Consider the following 15,314-nt stretch of genomic DNA (forward strand, 5'->3'; position numbering starts at 1 on the left):
AAGCGCCGCGTTACCGCAGCGCTTTAAAAAACATGTCTCTTTCCTTGCCGGAAATGACTGTCAAAGAACATAGTTCTCATCAGCGTTCAGACAATAAAAATGCATTCCAAGCTCTTTCGCCGACAAATAAAATCTGCGTTAGAACGCGGTAATTTTTATTTCTGCCGGAGCGATAGAGTACCGCTCCGACCCGTCCCTTTATAAAACATTAAAACGCCACTGATGTACTGTATCAGCCGTAAGACGCAACCGGCGGACATGAACAGATAAGATTTCTGTCACCACCCACGTTATCGACGCGGCTGACTGGCGGCCAATATTTCGCCGTCGTGTCAAAATCGCCGTTCAATGCGCTTCCCGGAAATACTGCTTCCTCACGGGTGTAAGGATGTGTCCATTCCGTTGCCAGCGTGTCGCCTGCCGTGTGCGGTGCATTGGCAAGCGGATTGTCATCCGCAGGCCAGACACCATCGGCAACCTTCTTTGCTTCGCCTGCAATGGCAATCATCGCATCGCAAAGGCGGTCGATTTCCGCTTTAGGCTCAGACTCAGTTGGCTCAATCATCAGCGTTCCAGCAACCGGCCACGACATGGTCGGCGCATGGAAGCCATAGTCGATGAGGCGTTTGGCTACGTCTTCTACGGTAATGCCTGCACTATCCTTGAGAACACGCGTATCCACGATGCACTCATGCGCCACACGATCATGTGCACCGGTGTAAAGGATCGGATAAGCGTCCTTCAAACGATGCGCGATGTAGTTGGCGTTGAGGATTGCAGCCTCGGTTGCCTTCTTGAGACCCGCGCCGCCCATCATGCGGATATACATCCACGTAATGACCAGAATGGATGCACTGCCAAACGGTGCTGCGGAAACAGCGTGCTTGGAACCAAGATCAACATGACCTGGCAGGTAAGGCACCAGATGCTTGGCCACGCCAATCGGACCAACACCCGGACCACCGCCGCCATGCGGAATGCAGAAGGTCTTGTGCAGATTCATATGGCAAACGTCAGCACCAATATCGCAGGGACGCGCAAGACCAACGAGTGCGTTGAGGTTTGCACCGTCAAAATAGACCTGACCGCCATTGTCATGGACGATCTCGCAGAAATCCTTGATGCCCTCTTCAAACACGCCATAGGTCGACGGGTAGGTAATCATGAAAGCCGCAAGATTGTCGCGATGCTTTTCAGCCTTGGCTTTCAGATCATCAATGTCGATATCGCCATCCGGAAGGCAATTAACGACAACAACGCTCATGCCGGCCATCGATGCGCTGGCAGGATTGGTGCCATGTGCAGAGGATGGGATCAGGCAGATATTGCGATGACCTTCGCCGCGTGACTGGTGATAGTGACGGATCGCGAGAAGCCCCGCATATTCGCCCTGACTACCCGCATTTGGCTGCAGCGATACGCCTGCAAAACCGGTGACTTCGCAAAGCCACGCTTCGACATCCGAGGTCATCTTGGCATAACCGGTCGTTTGTGCCGCAGGTGCGAATGGATGCAGATTGGCAACCGTGTTCCAGCTCACAGGCATCATTTCTGCTGCCGCATTGAGCTTCATCGTGCAGGAGCCAAGCGGGATCATTGCACGATCAAGCGCCAGATCCTTGTCCGCCAGACGACGCAGGAAGCGCATCATCTCGGTTTCTGAGCGGTGCGAATGGAACACGTCCTGTGTCAGGAAGCCTTCGCCACGGCCTTTGCCAGGAACCAGCAGATCGTCGTTACCGACTGGCTTTGCGCCAAACAGAACTGCGAGTGCTGCAAGATCGTCTTCCGTCGAGGTTTCGTCAAAGGTGACGCCAACCGTATCGGCATCAAAGATGCGGATGAGACGACCGCCCTTGTCTGCTTCGTCAGCAATGGCCTGCGCCTTGCCGGAAACCTTAACGCTTACGGTGTCGAACAGGCTATCGCCCGCGATTTCGACGCCAGCAGCCTTGAGGCCCGTTGCGAAGCGAGACGCAAGGCCCGCAACACGCGTTGCAATAGCCTGAAGGCCAGCGGGACCATGCCAGATGGCAAAGGATGCAGCCATATTGGCGAGGAGTGCCTGCGCGGTGCAGATGTTGGAAGTCGCTTTGTCACGGCGGATATGCTGCTCACGCGTCTGAAGAGCCAGACGATAAGCGGCACGACCATGCGCATCGACCGACTGACCAACGATACGGCCCGGAATGATACGCGTAAGAGGCTCGGATACTGCGAGATATGCAGCATGTGGACCACCAAAGCCCATTGGAACGCCATAGCGCTGCATAGAGCCGACAGCCATGTCAGCGCCCCACTTGGCAGGCGCTTCCAGAATAGTCAGCGCCAGCGGATCGGCAACAGCGATGACCAAAGCGCCCTTCGCCTTTGCATCGGCGATGACAGCGGTGAAGTCGCCATAAACGCCGCGCGTATCCGGCCATGGCACGATGACGGCAGCGGTGTTGTCGTCAACAGTACTTCCGGCTTCAACCTGCCAGCCAAGCGGCTCTGCACGGGTGTTGATCACATCCACGCTCTGCGGATGCAGATCGCCTGCAAGCAGAATGCGCGAGCGCTTGTCGCGGTGATGACGAACAGCAACGCCCACGGCTTCAGCAACAGCAGTTGCTTCATCCAGTAGCGATGCACAGGCAACCGGCAGGCCTGTCAGCTCTGCAACAAGTGTCTGGAAGTGAAATAGCAGTTCAAGGCGGCCCTGACTGATTTCCGACTGGTAAGGCGTATAAGCGGTGTACCAGGCTGGGTTTTCAAACAGGTTGCGCTGAATGACAGGTGGCGTCTGCACACCATGATAGCCCGCACCGATGAAGCTCTTCTTCACCACATTGCGGCCCATGATTTCATTGAGCTCGGCAAGGGCTGCGTGTTCGCTCAAAGCCGCTGGCAGATCAAGTGCGCGGTTCAAGCGGATGGATGCGGGAACAGCTTGCGTGATCAGTGTTTCCATGGAAGGAAGACCGAGCGCTGCAAGCATTGCGCGCTCATCTTCCAAGCGTGGCCCGATATGACGGGCAACAAAGGGGAGAACCTGTTGCGTCATCTTTTTATCCTACGAGTTTGTCATAACCGGCCTTGTCGAGAAGCCCCGAAAGCTGGCCTTCATCGGAAAGCTTAAGTTTGAACAGCCAGCCATCGCCCTCTGCAGCTTGGTTGACGAGTGCCGGATCGCTCGAAACGGCTTCGTTAACTTCAACGACTTCGCCATCGACCGGAGCATAAACGTCCGAAGCGGCCTTGACCGATTCAACAACGACGATGCCGTCGCCCTTGGAAACGGTACGACCGACTTCCGGCAGATCTACGAATACGAGGTCGCCTAGCTGTTCCTGTGCGTGGATCGTAATGCCGACAGTGGCAACGCCACCTTCGACGCTGATCCACTCATGATCTTCGGTGAACAGGATATTGGCCATGGAAATCATCCTTTGCGATAGCGATGCGGTGTGAAGGGAAGTGCATGAACATCAACGGGAACCTTGTTACCGCGGACGTCTGCGAAAATGCGGGTGCCGGGGACTGCGAGGCTTGCCTCGACATACCCCATGGCAACCGGGAAACCTGCGGAGGGGCCGAAGCCACCCGATGTAACAGTACCGATCTGAAAACCGGTTTCGTCGAAAAGTTCTGCGCCGCCACGCACTGGCTGGCGGCCTTCCGGCTTAAGACCAACACGCTTGGCGGTTGCACCCTTGGCAATCGCATCCAGAACGGCTTTGGCGCCCTTAAAGGCAGCCTTTTCACGCACTGGCTTGGAAATTGCCCATGTGAGGCCAGCCGAAACCGGATCGGTTTCCGGCGTAATATCCTGGCCGTGCAGGCAAAGCCCCGCTTCAAGGCGCAAGGAATCGCGGGCAGCAAGACCGATCCACTCAACGCGTTCGTCGGCCAAAAGCTTGGTTGCAAGCGCGCGTGCCTCATCGGCAGGCAAGCCAATCTCAAAACCATCTTCGCCGGTATAGCCCGAACGGGTCATGAACCAGTTGGGATTAGGCTCAAAGCCGCTCATAAAGCTGAGTTCTGCACCTGCAAGACCAGCATCGGTAATGACGCTTTCGGCTTCCGGACCCTGAATAGCCAGGAAAACGCGATCCAGCGGATTGACCGTTACGTCCTTGCCAGATGCTGCTTCATTGAGATGCTCAATATCGGCTCTAGCGTTGCCCGCATTGGCAACGACCATGAAACGGTCTTCGCCAAGGCGCGTGACGATAAGATCATCAAGAACGCCGCCGTTATCATTGAGAAAGAATGTGTACTTAGACTGGCCGGTTTTCAGAATCGAAGGATCAAGCGGACAGGTTTCGCTCAAAAGCGTAATTGCATCTGCGCCTGAAACTTCGATCAGCTTCATATGAGAAATATCGAAAAGCCCGACATGCTCACGCGTGTGAAGATGTTCCTTCATAACGCCAAGCGGATAAGTGATCGGCATGTTCCAGCCAGCAAAACCGCCAAAGCGTGCGCCAGCCTGTTCATGTAAATCCTGCAAAGGCAGGGTATTCAAATGTGCGGTATCGCCCATAACAACTCCAGAGTCGCACGTATGCCCCCGCGAAATGCGGTTGCTTCGTGCCCCTCTGTCTCAAGCCTGAGAGACTCGCATAGCTATCAAGCTATACTTACACCTTCGGCGCGGAGTTTCCCCCGACTTTCCAGAGTTGCCTTACCCATCTGCGGTTCATGGTACCTGAGAGATTTCGGGCGATTTCCCCTTCGGTGGCCAGCTTGCGCCAGCTCTCTCCCGCAGACAAACAGTGATAAAACATACTTACAAGAAGCAAAATTCCATCACACGACATAACTCACTTAACTGAATCCGTTTCGGGAGTCATGTATAATTATTGTCACGAGACGACAATTCCAGGGGTTTTTGCGACAAAAATCGATCTTCCCTGAAAGCGCAAAAGAACCCTCTAACAAAGCCCCTTACTATGGTGAATATGTCTGGAAATTCACGACTCATTAAGGATTAAGGCCATAAAGGGCGCTCAAATTGGTGATTTGGGCAGTCGGCATGATGATTGTGATTATAAAATGACCAAGTTGCGCAAAAGCCATGCAATCGACAGGCTATATTGCACAGCAGCTATGCAAATCTGGCTCTCCACTTCCAAAAACATAGGGCCTATATGCTGGTGGCAACAAAGAGATTTGATTTTCACTAGGTGAGAGAAATGAACCTGATCCGCTCGTACAACAACTGGCGCCGTTACCGTAACACTGTCAACGAACTGAGCCGCCTGAGCCCACGCGAACTGAACGACCTCGGCATTATGCCTTCGGAAATTCCATTCGTTGCACGTAAGGCAGCTGCTCGCTAAGAACGCGCCATCTGAAGGCTAATGCCTTTGATTTGAACCGCGACGCTTTATTAACGCGGTTCTACAGTTTCTAAAGTTTTCACCGGGGTGTTCCCTCCTCCCATTTTCCTCGGTGACATAAAGACCGGACCTCCTCCTCCCATTCCGGTCTTACCCTAAATGACACCTGCCGCTCCTCCCGCGGCGGGTGTTATTTTTTTGTGCAATCGATCCGTATATGCGCGAGCTATTTAGCTGCCACAACCTCGATCTCGACCTTAAACTCTTCCCGCGTGAAACCGGAAACGATCATGAGTGTCGACGCTGGTGCATGCTGCGGAAACAGGCGATCACGCACATCCATGTAAGGACGCATATGTGCACGATCCGTGACATAGGCATTGATGCGCACAACATTAGACAGTTCCATGCCACCATCACGCAGGATGCGGCGAATATTCTCAAAGCAGAGCTCGGCCTGCGCGCCTGCATCTTCAGGTACAGAGCCATCTGGCCCAATACCCAATTGACCTGAACAGAAAACCAATTCAGCGCCAGCGGCTACCTTCACGCCATGACTATAAGCAGCAAAGGGAGCTGCCATATCGGCAGGGAGCAGATGTTTTAAAACAGTCATTCTATATCCTCAGGCTTTCGGCGCGGCTGCGAGCAATTCTTTGAAACGCGCGGCACCCGCTGCAATATCGTCTTCATTCGGACTAATACCAGCCGCGAGCAACCGGCGCGCGATCATGTGATCTGTCGGGCGATTGATGGAATCAACCGCCACCAATTTGTCACCTGCAAAGTGAAATACAGAAAAGGCATTGTCTTCGAGACTGCCCGACAGGATATGGCGGTCGGCGTCAAATGAAAGACCAGCCGTTTGCAACTTCATGTCGCCCTGATCCGACCAGAACCATGCAATATCGCGGAAGGGCGTACCGCGACCAACAATCGCGCGCGCAACATGCTTGGCCTGATCGGTCGCATTCTGCACCGATTCCAACCGTACGCGACGACCTGCATGGAAATGATCATAGCTCACGCAGTCGCCAATCGCATAAACATGCTCACTCGATGCACGCATATGCTCGTCAACCACAATCCCATTATCGACAACGAGTCCGGCTTCGGCCGCAAGCTCGATATTCGGAACGGCGCCTGTACCAAGCACAACCATATCAGCCGGATAAACAGTGCCGTTCGCTGCCTTTACGCCCGTTACCCGGCCGTTTTCACCTAGAATTGCTTCAACGCCAACGCCTGTGAGAAGCGTAATATCCGCCGCACGGCTACGTGTTTCGACATAGGCAGAAATATGTGTGGCAACAGAACGCCCCAAAACACGCGGAGCAGCCTCAATCAGAACGGTCTTCTTGCCAAGCGCAACTGCACTATGTGCCATTTCAAGACCGATAAAGCCGCCACCGATAATCACCACTTTCTCAACACGTGGCATCATATCGGCAATGCGGCGCGCATCACCCAAACGGCGCAACGTGACAACGCCATCAAGCTCAACACCCGGCATATCGGGGATTCGCGCACGAGCACCGGTCGCAAAAACCAGCTCCGACCAGTTCAACACCTTGCCGTCATCAAGCGTGACTGTCTTGTCCGTCAGAGACACATGCTCAACGCTGTGCCCAAACAGCATCTCAATATTATTCTCGCGATAGGTACTTTCCGGGCGCAGAACGAGAATGCCTGCTTCTGGGGCTTTCAGATAAGATTTTGAGAGCGGCGGCTTATGATAGGGAATATCCGTCTCATCATTAATAAGAACGATTTCGCCAGCATAACCTTCCTGTCTCAGACTGATCGCAGCCTGTGACCCGGCATGCCCCGCGCCAATAATAATACATCTGTTGTCCATAGGACCTCCGGAAATTTCCGCGCATCATAAACATGAGGCAGGCTGTCGCGTGGCGAATTCGTCACGGATTCACACCTTATTTACATGCATCCTCATTTTTTTAAACATTTAGTTTGACCGATCGGTCAGATTGTTTAGTAAAAAGCTTTACCGCCTCCCAAGAATGCAGGAGCCACCACCTTGAAAAGATATTGGTCTGATTACACGAGCGAAGCGTTTTCACGCCTCGAGCGCGAGAAGATTGTGGCGGTTCTGCCTGTTGGCGCAATTGAACAGCACGGACCGCACCTCCCTCTGGCAGTTGATGCCGCAATCGTGGAGGGCATGGTCAAAGAAACCATCGCTCGTCTGCCTGATGAAAGCCATGCGCTTTTTCTACCAACGCAAGCCATCGGCAAAAGCAATGAACATAGCCTCTATCCCGGCACACTGACATTCTCCGCAGAAACGCTCATTCGCATGTGGTGCGAAATCGGAGCCTGCGTTGCAGCAAGTGGCGTGCGCAAAATGGCGCTTCTGAACAGCCATGGTGGCCAGATCACGATTATGGACACAGTCGCCCGCGAATTGCGCATTAAGCACAATATGATGGTGTTCAGCGTCAATTGGTTCGGCCTCGGCATGCCGGACGGTGTTTATAGCGAACATGAGCTTAAGCACGGCATTCACGCTGGCGACATGGAAACCTCTGTCATGCTCGAGTTCCACCCCGATCTGGTGGACATGTCAAAAGCGCAGAACTTCAACACACTGACCGAAACATTGGCTTCGGACTACAAGCACCTTTCGCTGAGTGGTGGCGCAAAGCCCGCATGGCAGATTCAGGACATCAATGCACATGGTGCCGCAGGCGACGCATCGCTTGCCAGTGCTGAAAAAGGCCGCAAGACCATCGATTTCGCCGCCGAACGGTTGGTTGAAGTGCTGGCTGAGATTGAGCGAGCGCCGCTCTCTTGGCTCGATAACCAACCTGCCTGGTAAGGACGATGAGCGTGGCCCCCAACTCGCAAACCTCACCTTCCCTGATCGATATCAAAAGCGTCTACAAGCAATATGGTACGGGCGTCATTGCGGTCAGCGATATGTCGCTCAAGATCGAACAAGGTCAGTTCGTAAGCTTCCTTGGCCCATCGGGTTGCGGCAAAAGTACAGCGCTGCGCATGATAGCGGGGCTCGAGTCCATTTCAGCGGGCGACATTCGCGTCAATGGTCACGCACCGGGCAAAGGCCCAATTGGTGCGCAGGATATTGGCTTTGTGTTTCAGGAGCCGACGCTGATGCCATGGGCCGGCGTGTTCGACAATGTTTATTTGCCGCTGCGCCTTTCCGGCATGTCCCGCAAGAAAGCCACACCGCGCGTTGAAGACGTGCTGACGCAGGTTGGTCTGTCCCGCTTTGCCAACGCCTATCCCCGTGAACTCTCGGGTGGCATGAAAATGCGCGTTTCGATTGCCCGTGCACTGGTCACGCGTCCGCGCCTTTTGTTGATGGATGAGCCTTTTGCGGCGCTCGATGAAATGACGCGGTTCAAGCTCAACAATGATGTTTTGCGGCTGTGGCAGGAACACGGCCTCACTGTGGTCTTCGTCACGCACAGCGTTTATGAATCCGTCTATCTCTCAAACCGCGTCATCGTTATGGCCGCACGTCCGGGACGGGTCGTTGCCGATATCGCTATTGAAGGCAGCTATCCACGCGCTGAAAACTTTCGCACGACGGAAGCTTACGCAAAGGATTGCGCGACGGTTTCCGATGCACTCACCGCAACGCTTTCGTCGCAAGACATCGACCATTGAGGACAGGGATCATGCAAAACCAAACGCCTGTTCTTAATTCAGAACAACATCGCCTCGCCCGTCGTGAGCGCAATCTGCGCATCTTCATGCCAACGCTTGCGATCCTCATTGCACTTGGCATCTGGGAAGGGCTGGTGCGCTATTATAACGTGCCGCATTACCTGATCCCGGCCCCGTCGCTCATCGGCGAAACGCTGATTAAAGACGGACCATCGCTGATGACGTCGATGTGGTTCACAGTCAAACTCACGCTCATTTCCCTGCTCTGCGCGATTGTTGGGGGTGTTGTTCTCGGCATGATCTTCGCGCTGTCGCGGCCGATCGAGATGGCTTTCTTTCCATTTGCCGTCATTCTTCAGGTAACACCGGTCATTGCCATTGCACCGCTGATCCTGATCTATGTGCGCGATACGTTTTCAGCCCTGCTGATCTGCGCATGGATCGTGGCCTTCTTCCCGATCCTGTCAAACACCGTCATCGGACTGCGTAGCGCCGATCATAATCTGCGCGATCTCTTCAAGCTCTATCGTGCCTCGCCATGGCAGCGTCTGCGCTATCTGCTTGCTCCAAGCGCCCTGCCTTATTTTATGGCGGCGCTCAAGATCGCCGGCGGCCTTTCGCTTATCGGTGCTGTGGTGGCAGAATTCGTTGCTGGCAGTGCTGGCCAAAGCACCGGCCTGGCCTCACGTATTCTGGAATCGAGCTTTCGCAACGAAATTCCGCGCATGTTTGCTGCACTTTTCCTAGTTTCACTGCTTGGCATCGTGATTTTCCTGATCACAAGCTGGTTGTCACGTCTTGTGCTTGGACGCTGGCATGAAAGCGAGATCCGCCGTGAACGTTGATATGCTGAAAGGTATCGCCATTGCTGATCTTGATGGTCATTACGACATCAGCATCGATTGCGGGCGCATTGCATCGCTGACGCCCTCACAGTCTAAAAATGGTGGCTTTATCACACCGCTTTTCGCTGACGTGCATGTGCATCTCGACAAGACCTTCACCATTGGCCGCATTGCCGAGCGTGGCAGCGCCAAAGTTGATTGCCTGTTCGATGCAATTGATCTGATGAATATCGACCGTGAGAGCTGGAGTGCCGACGATATCCGCGCACGCGCCACCAAGGCTCTTGAAGCAGCTTATGCGCAGGGCGTTGGCGCCATGCGAACTCATGTCGATTGGACCACACCTGATGTGCCGATCGCTTGGCCGGTGTTGAACGAGCTGCGTCAGGAGTGGAAAGACCGCATCGACCTTGAGCTTGCTGCTCTTATCCATGGCGACATCGTGCTTGGCGCAGGCGCAGCAATTGCTGAACGTGTAGCAAACGATGGTGGCGTCCTTGGCGCTTTCTTCTATCGCAATGCTGATCTTGAAGCCAAAATTGAAGAGATGTTTCGTCTCGCAGTGCAGCATGATCTCAAGCTCGACTTTCACGTCGATGAAGGGCTTGAATTAGAGGCTGATGGCTTTTCGCTTATTGTTGCCGCAACGAAGCGCCATAACATGGCGGGACGCGTCCTTTGCGGCCATGCCTGTTCGCTTTCACTGCGCGAGCCTCAGGAACTAAGCCGCATTCTCTCCGCTGCTGCGGATGCTGGAACAGCGCTTGTGTCGCTTCCAACATCCAATCTCTATCTGCAAGACAGGCTTGGCGGAAAATCGCCACGCCTTCGTGGTATCGCACCGCTTAAAGAAGCGCGTCGGGCGGGCATGGACGCCATGCTCGGCTCCGACAATGTGCGCGACGCTTTCTATCCCTATGGCGATTACGATCCGCTTGCAGTCCTTCGCCTCGCAGCCCCGGTCTGCCACCTTGAGCCGGATGAATGGCTCAATAGCATCACGACCCTGCCCGCGCGTTTCATCGAAAGCAACCGCGTATTGGCGCTGATCGAAGGCGGGAATGCAAATTTTATCTGGCATGACGCTACAGACATTAACGACCTCATCAGCCGTCCGCAGGCGCATCGCGTCGTCTGGCGCGATGGTAAACCAATCTAATCGGAGACACCCATGAATTCTGCCGCACCACAGCGCATCTATGACTGGGCCGCGTTTCGCGCCGAAATCGATGGTATCCGCATTTATGACGACCCAAAGCAAGTCGAACTGCGGTCCCGTGATTATTTCTGGTACAGCCCGATCCTGACGGAAGATATTGGTCATTATCTCGGCGATCTCGTCGTCATTCCAAAAGATCAGGATGAAGTGCGCCGCGTGGCAGCAGCTGCCGCCAAACTTCGCATTCCAATCACCGTTCGCGGTGGCGGCACCGGCAATTACGGCCAGTGCGTTCCGCTTGAAGGCGGAGTCATTCTCGACATGACCAAGATCGACCGCATCATCGCAATCGAGCCGGGTAAGGTTCGTGTTGAAGGCGGCGCACGTATTTCACGCCTCGACGATGCTGTGCGTGAAACGGGTCAGGAACTGTTGATGTATCCGTCCACCCGTCGCATCGCCACGATTGGCGGCTTTTTCTCAGGCGGTTCGGGCGGCATCGGTTCGCTGCGCCACGGCATGCTTCGCGATGACGGCAATGTCTATTCAGTTAAGGTTCTGACCGTTGAGGCCGAGCCGAAAATCATCGAACTGACGGGCCGTGACATTCACAAAGTGCAACACGCCTATGGCACCAATGGCATTATTCTTGAACTCGAAATCGGTCTCACCAAAGCAACCGAGTGGGTGCATACCGCAGCCCTCTTCGACAGCTACGAGGCAACACTAAAATTCTGTCTCAAAGCACTCGAAGAAAACCTCGATTGCTACCTGCTGACGACGGTGGATCGCCGTTTTGCGCGTTTCTACACAAAATTTGGCGATCTTTTCCCATCTGATAAGGATGCGGTTTTCGCGATGATCGCACCACAAGAACTGGCGCGTTTCGAGCAGCTGGCCACAGAGTTCAGCGGCAAAGTTTCCTTCTCGATGACGCTTGACGAGTTGCACAAGGCCGGGCTTCAGCCTGCTTATGAATGTGGATGGAACCACACCACGCTTCAGGCGCTGAAGGCTGAACCGGGTTGGACTTATTTGCAGGTTGCCTATCCTCGCCCGTTCGACATTGATGTGGTTACACGCCAGATCGAACGCTATGGCGAAACGCAATATATGCATCACGAAATGGCGCGTCTGGAAGGCGAAGTACAGATTTTTGCACTGCCGCTCGTGCGCTTTGAAGGTCGCGATGAAATGTACCGCCTGATCGAAGAGCTGGAACAAGTTGATGGCTGCGACATATATGATCCGCACGCTTACACCATCGAAGACGGCGGCATGAAAGAAATCGACAGCGTACAGATCGAATTCAAAAAGCAGGCTGATCCATATGGCCTGCTTAACCCAGGCAAAACCCGCGGCTGGACAGCCGACATGGTAGCAAAAGACTAATCAAGGGGAACCAAAATGAAAAAAGCACTCTTTGCGGCTGTCGCCGCTTTCTCGCTCGGCCTTTCCGCCCAGATGGCCTATGCGCTTGATAAAGTAACACTCGGCACCAACTGGCTGGCTCAGGCCGGTCATGGCGGCTTCTATCAGGCTGTTGCCGATGGCACCTACGAAAAATACGGCCTCGACGTGAAAATCGAAATGGGTGGACCTCAGGTCAACAATCGCCCAATGCTGACTGCTGGACGCCTCGACTTTTTGCTGACCGGCAATCTGCTTCTGTCGTTCAACAATGTCGCCAATGGTGTGCCGACCACAGTTGTGGCTGCTTTCTATCAGAAAGACCCACAGGCACTAATGGCACATGAAGGCGAATACAAGGACTTCAAAGACCTTGCCAATGCAGAAACCATCCTAATTTCCAAGGATGGTCAGTTCTCGTTCTGGCCATGGCTGGTGAAAGATTTCGGCTTCAAGGACGAACAGCTCCGTCCTTATGGCTATAGCCTTGCGCAATTTCTGAGTGACAAGAAGACCGTGCAGCAGGCCTATGCCACTGCCGAGCCGATCTATGCTGAAAAAGAAGGCGCGAAGGTCACGACCTTCCTGCTGGCCGATCAGGGCTTCAACACCTATGCCAATACCATCGAAACACGCCAGCAGCTCGTCGATGAAAATCCTGAACTCGTACAGCGATTTGTAACGGCCTCCATCGAAGGCTGGAACAACTTCCTTTATGGCGACAACAGCAAAGCCTATGAGCTGATCCTCAAAGACAATGCGGATATGAGCAAAGAAACACTTGATGCGGAGCTCGCGCGTCTTAAGGAACTTAAGCTGATCGATAGCGGTGACACGCTCGAAAAGGGCATTGGCGCAATCGACATGAACCGCGTGAAAGAGTTCTATGAACTCGCACGCAAGTCGGGCATCGTCAGCGGCGACGAGCTGGACATGACCAAGGTTGCAACTGACGCTTTTGTTAACAAGGGTGCGGGTCTCGACATCAAGAAACAATTGGGCCAATAACCCTCCCGCAATTCTAATAACGGCTGGTACGAATGACCACAGACAACCAGAATGACGATAGTGAGCTGACCGGACGAGACAAGGTTCTTGGCCGCAGGCGTCGCATTCAGGGTGCCATTCGTACCGCAGCCATCGATGAATTTGCCGAAAAAGGACTAGCGGGCGCATCCACGCAAGGGATTGCGCAGCGCGCTGGACTAACCAAGCCTCAGCTCCATTATTATATTTCCAGCAAAGAAGAACTCTACGAGGATATTCTCATTTATATCCTTGATGAGTGGGAAGACATATTTCTCGGCGTCAGCAACGAGGAAGACCCGGCCACACTTATCCGGCAATATATTCGGGCCAAGCTTGAATTCAGTCAGAAAAACCCGAAAGCCTCACGGCTATTCACGACCGAGATTGCCAATGGAGCGCCTTTTCTCAGCCGCCACTGGAAGAAGCACGTTTCGGCAACTCATAATGCAGTGAAGCTCATTCAGTCGTGGGTTGATGAAGGTCGTATCAAGCCAGTAGACCCGCTGTTGTTTCAGATGCACATATGGGCCGTAACCCAACATTATGCTGACTTTGAAACACAGGTCCGCAGCATGATGTCGCTCAGTAAAGATGAACCGTTAGACCTCGACCGCATCGAGAAAGAAGTCTCTACACTGTTTCTGCGCGCGTGCGGACTAGAGTAACTGCCTGCAAAATCTGGCAGCTTTTTCAATTCAATTAAAAAATGTCAGAATTCCTTTAGTGAATATCAGAATCAAGTTGCACTTGAAAACAATTGTGCGTTAAAGTTGATCTTAAGATTAAGCGCTTTTAATTAGTTATTACTAATCAATAGCTTACAGATACAGCATCGACCATCCGCAGGCGGGGGCGATGCATTAAGGAGCAGGTTCTTGGGGAGGAGCCTGCTCCTTTTCAATTGGGAGTATTCCAATCAAATTCGTGGCCCGGCTATGTGGTTTAAGCGCGTTACTCTAAAGAAAAACCCCGGCGCATGCCGGGGTTCTGTTTTCTCGAAAGCGCTATGCTTATTCAGCAAGCCATTCTTTAATCCGATCCGGATGATCGGCGATGTATTTATCAACGGCCTTCTCGTAAGAAGTTTCCTGCGCATTGAACATCGCAGTTTCAAGCTCATTGATAGGAATGCTCATTTTAGTCAGAAGCGCCGCAGCTTTCGGGTTATCTTCCTTGAAACCCTTGCGCGCAATCGCATCGACATGTTCTGCGCCGCCCAATGCACCTTCTGGATCGGCAATATAACGAAGCTTATATTTGCCGAACATCCAATGCGGGCTCCAAGAGGTCGCTACAAACCAACCATCTGAACGCGTCGCACGATCAACCGTTGTCAGCATTGCTGCTTCACTCGATACATTCAGCTTGTAGTCTAAGCCATATTTTTTGATTGCTTCTTCGGAAAGACGGGTCAGACCTGCACCCGGATCAATACCCTGAATTTCGCCCTTCAGTTTCTCACGAACTTCCGGCTTCTTCAGATCTTCAATCGAGCTGATTTCACTTTCCGGAATGTAGTCTGGTACAATCCAGCCGAGCTTGGCACCTTCGTACAATGGACCGAGATTTTCGACCTTATCTTCAACGCGCTTGTAATAATCCGCGTGTGTTTCCGGCAACCATGCCATCATCATTGCATCAACATCACCACGGCTCACGCCCTGATACAGCGGCGCAACATCGGTCTGAACCAGCTCGACCTTCTGGCCGAGATTATCTTCGATCAGTTTTGCAGCGAGTTTTGTTACGAACTCCGCATCAGACCATGGAGCCCAGCCGATTTTTACCGTCTTGTTATCCTGCGCGAAGGCTGTTCCGGCGCACATGCTGCCTGCAACAACTGCCGCAAGACCGAATTTTGTCAGTTTGCCTAACATAACTTCTCCTTTG

14 protein-coding genes and 1 riboswitch are annotated in these 15,314 nt (G+C 53.3%); of the genes, 8 read left to right on the forward strand and 6 right to left on the reverse strand.

Translation table 11 applies throughout. The features are described 5' to 3' along the window. Positions 1 to 232: 232 nt before the first annotated feature. From gcvP to gcvT, 3 genes are read right to left on the reverse strand one after another with little or no spacing between them, the layout of a single operon-like run. Complete coding sequence (gcvP, locus tag U2P60_RS05615; RefSeq protein ID WP_413571722.1) at positions 233 to 3,046, reverse strand: aminomethyl-transferring glycine dehydrogenase; 2,814 nt, start codon at positions 3,044 to 3,046, stop codon at positions 233 to 235. A gap of 4 nt (positions 3,047 to 3,050) precedes the next feature. Continuing rightward, positions 3,051 to 3,419, reverse strand: a complete 369-nt coding sequence (gcvH, locus tag U2P60_RS05620; RefSeq protein WP_413571724.1) for a glycine cleavage system protein GcvH — start codon at positions 3,417 to 3,419, stop codon at positions 3,051 to 3,053. Positions 3,420 to 3,424: 5 nt separating this feature from the next. Continuing rightward, a complete protein-coding gene (gene gcvT, locus U2P60_RS05625; protein WP_413571725.1) occupies positions 3,425 to 4,528 on the reverse strand; it encodes a glycine cleavage system aminomethyltransferase GcvT in 1,104 nt (367 codons plus the stop codon). A gap of 142 nt (positions 4,529 to 4,670) precedes the next feature. Next, positions 4,671 to 4,760, reverse strand: a riboswitch (glycine riboswitch). Between the two features lie 420 nt (positions 4,761 to 5,180). Between gcvT and U2P60_RS05630 the strand changes: the two genes are divergently transcribed. Then, the gene (locus tag U2P60_RS05630) at positions 5,181 to 5,327 is read left to right on the forward strand and encodes a DUF1127 domain-containing protein (RefSeq protein ID WP_084486680.1); all 147 of its coding nucleotides are present in this window, start codon (positions 5,181 to 5,183) and stop codon (positions 5,325 to 5,327) included. Positions 5,328 to 5,553: 226 nt separating this feature from the next. Here the strand turns inward: U2P60_RS05630 and U2P60_RS05635 are convergent, their stop codons facing one another. Both U2P60_RS05635 and U2P60_RS05640 read right to left on the reverse strand, forming a co-directional pair. Further along, positions 5,554 to 5,943, reverse strand: coding sequence for a RidA family protein (locus U2P60_RS05635; RefSeq protein WP_413571727.1), 390 nt, complete (start codon positions 5,941 to 5,943; stop codon positions 5,554 to 5,556). A 9-nt stretch (positions 5,944 to 5,952) separates the two neighbouring features. Further along, complete coding sequence (locus U2P60_RS05640) at positions 5,953 to 7,185, reverse strand: NAD(P)/FAD-dependent oxidoreductase (protein ID WP_413571730.1); 1,233 nt, start codon at positions 7,183 to 7,185, stop codon at positions 5,953 to 5,955. A gap of 180 nt (positions 7,186 to 7,365) precedes the next feature. On the opposite strand from U2P60_RS05640, the gene U2P60_RS05645 reads away from it, so the two are divergent. The 7 genes from U2P60_RS05645 to U2P60_RS05675 are packed head-to-tail and all read left to right on the forward strand — an operon-like array spanning position 7,366 to position 14,089. Next, complete coding sequence (locus U2P60_RS05645) at positions 7,366 to 8,166, forward strand: creatininase family protein (RefSeq protein WP_413571732.1); 801 nt, start codon at positions 7,366 to 7,368, stop codon at positions 8,164 to 8,166. A 5-nt stretch (positions 8,167 to 8,171) separates the two neighbouring features. Continuing rightward, a complete protein-coding gene (locus tag U2P60_RS05650; protein ID WP_413571733.1) occupies positions 8,172 to 8,981 on the forward strand; it encodes an ABC transporter ATP-binding protein in 810 nt (269 codons plus the stop codon). Between the two features lie 11 nt (positions 8,982 to 8,992). After that, positions 8,993 to 9,826, forward strand: a complete 834-nt coding sequence (locus tag U2P60_RS05655) for an ABC transporter permease (protein ID WP_413571734.1) — start codon at positions 8,993 to 8,995, stop codon at positions 9,824 to 9,826. Continuing rightward, positions 9,798 to 10,985: an amidohydrolase family protein gene (locus U2P60_RS05660; RefSeq protein WP_413571736.1), complete on the forward strand. Its 1,188-nt coding sequence runs from the start codon at positions 9,798 to 9,800 to the stop codon at positions 10,983 to 10,985. Before U2P60_RS05655 ends, U2P60_RS05660 begins: the two co-directional genes overlap by 29 nt. 12 nt (positions 10,986 to 10,997) lie before the next feature. Beyond that, the gene (locus U2P60_RS05665; RefSeq protein WP_413571737.1) at positions 10,998 to 12,377 is read left to right on the forward strand and encodes an FAD-binding oxidoreductase; all 1,380 of its coding nucleotides are present in this window, start codon (positions 10,998 to 11,000) and stop codon (positions 12,375 to 12,377) included. 15 nt (positions 12,378 to 12,392) lie between these two features. Further along, entirely contained in the window at positions 12,393 to 13,403 is a 1,011-nt protein-coding gene (locus tag U2P60_RS05670) for an ABC transporter substrate-binding protein (RefSeq protein ID WP_313829666.1), read from the forward strand. A 32-nt stretch (positions 13,404 to 13,435) separates the two neighbouring features. Further along, entirely contained in the window at positions 13,436 to 14,089 is a 654-nt protein-coding gene (locus U2P60_RS05675) for a TetR family transcriptional regulator C-terminal domain-containing protein (protein ID WP_413571738.1), read from the forward strand. A gap of 345 nt (positions 14,090 to 14,434) precedes the next feature. Here the strand turns inward: U2P60_RS05675 and U2P60_RS05680 are convergent, their stop codons facing one another. Further along, positions 14,435 to 15,301, reverse strand: coding sequence for a glycine betaine ABC transporter substrate-binding protein (locus U2P60_RS05680; protein WP_413571739.1), 867 nt, complete (start codon positions 15,299 to 15,301; stop codon positions 14,435 to 14,437). Positions 15,302 to 15,314 lie beyond the last annotated feature (13 nt).

The sequence above is a fragment of the Brucella sp. H1_1004 genome, from assembly GCF_047308065.1.
Taxonomy (GTDB): domain Bacteria; phylum Pseudomonadota; class Alphaproteobacteria; order Rhizobiales; family Rhizobiaceae; genus Brucella; species Brucella pseudogrignonensis_B.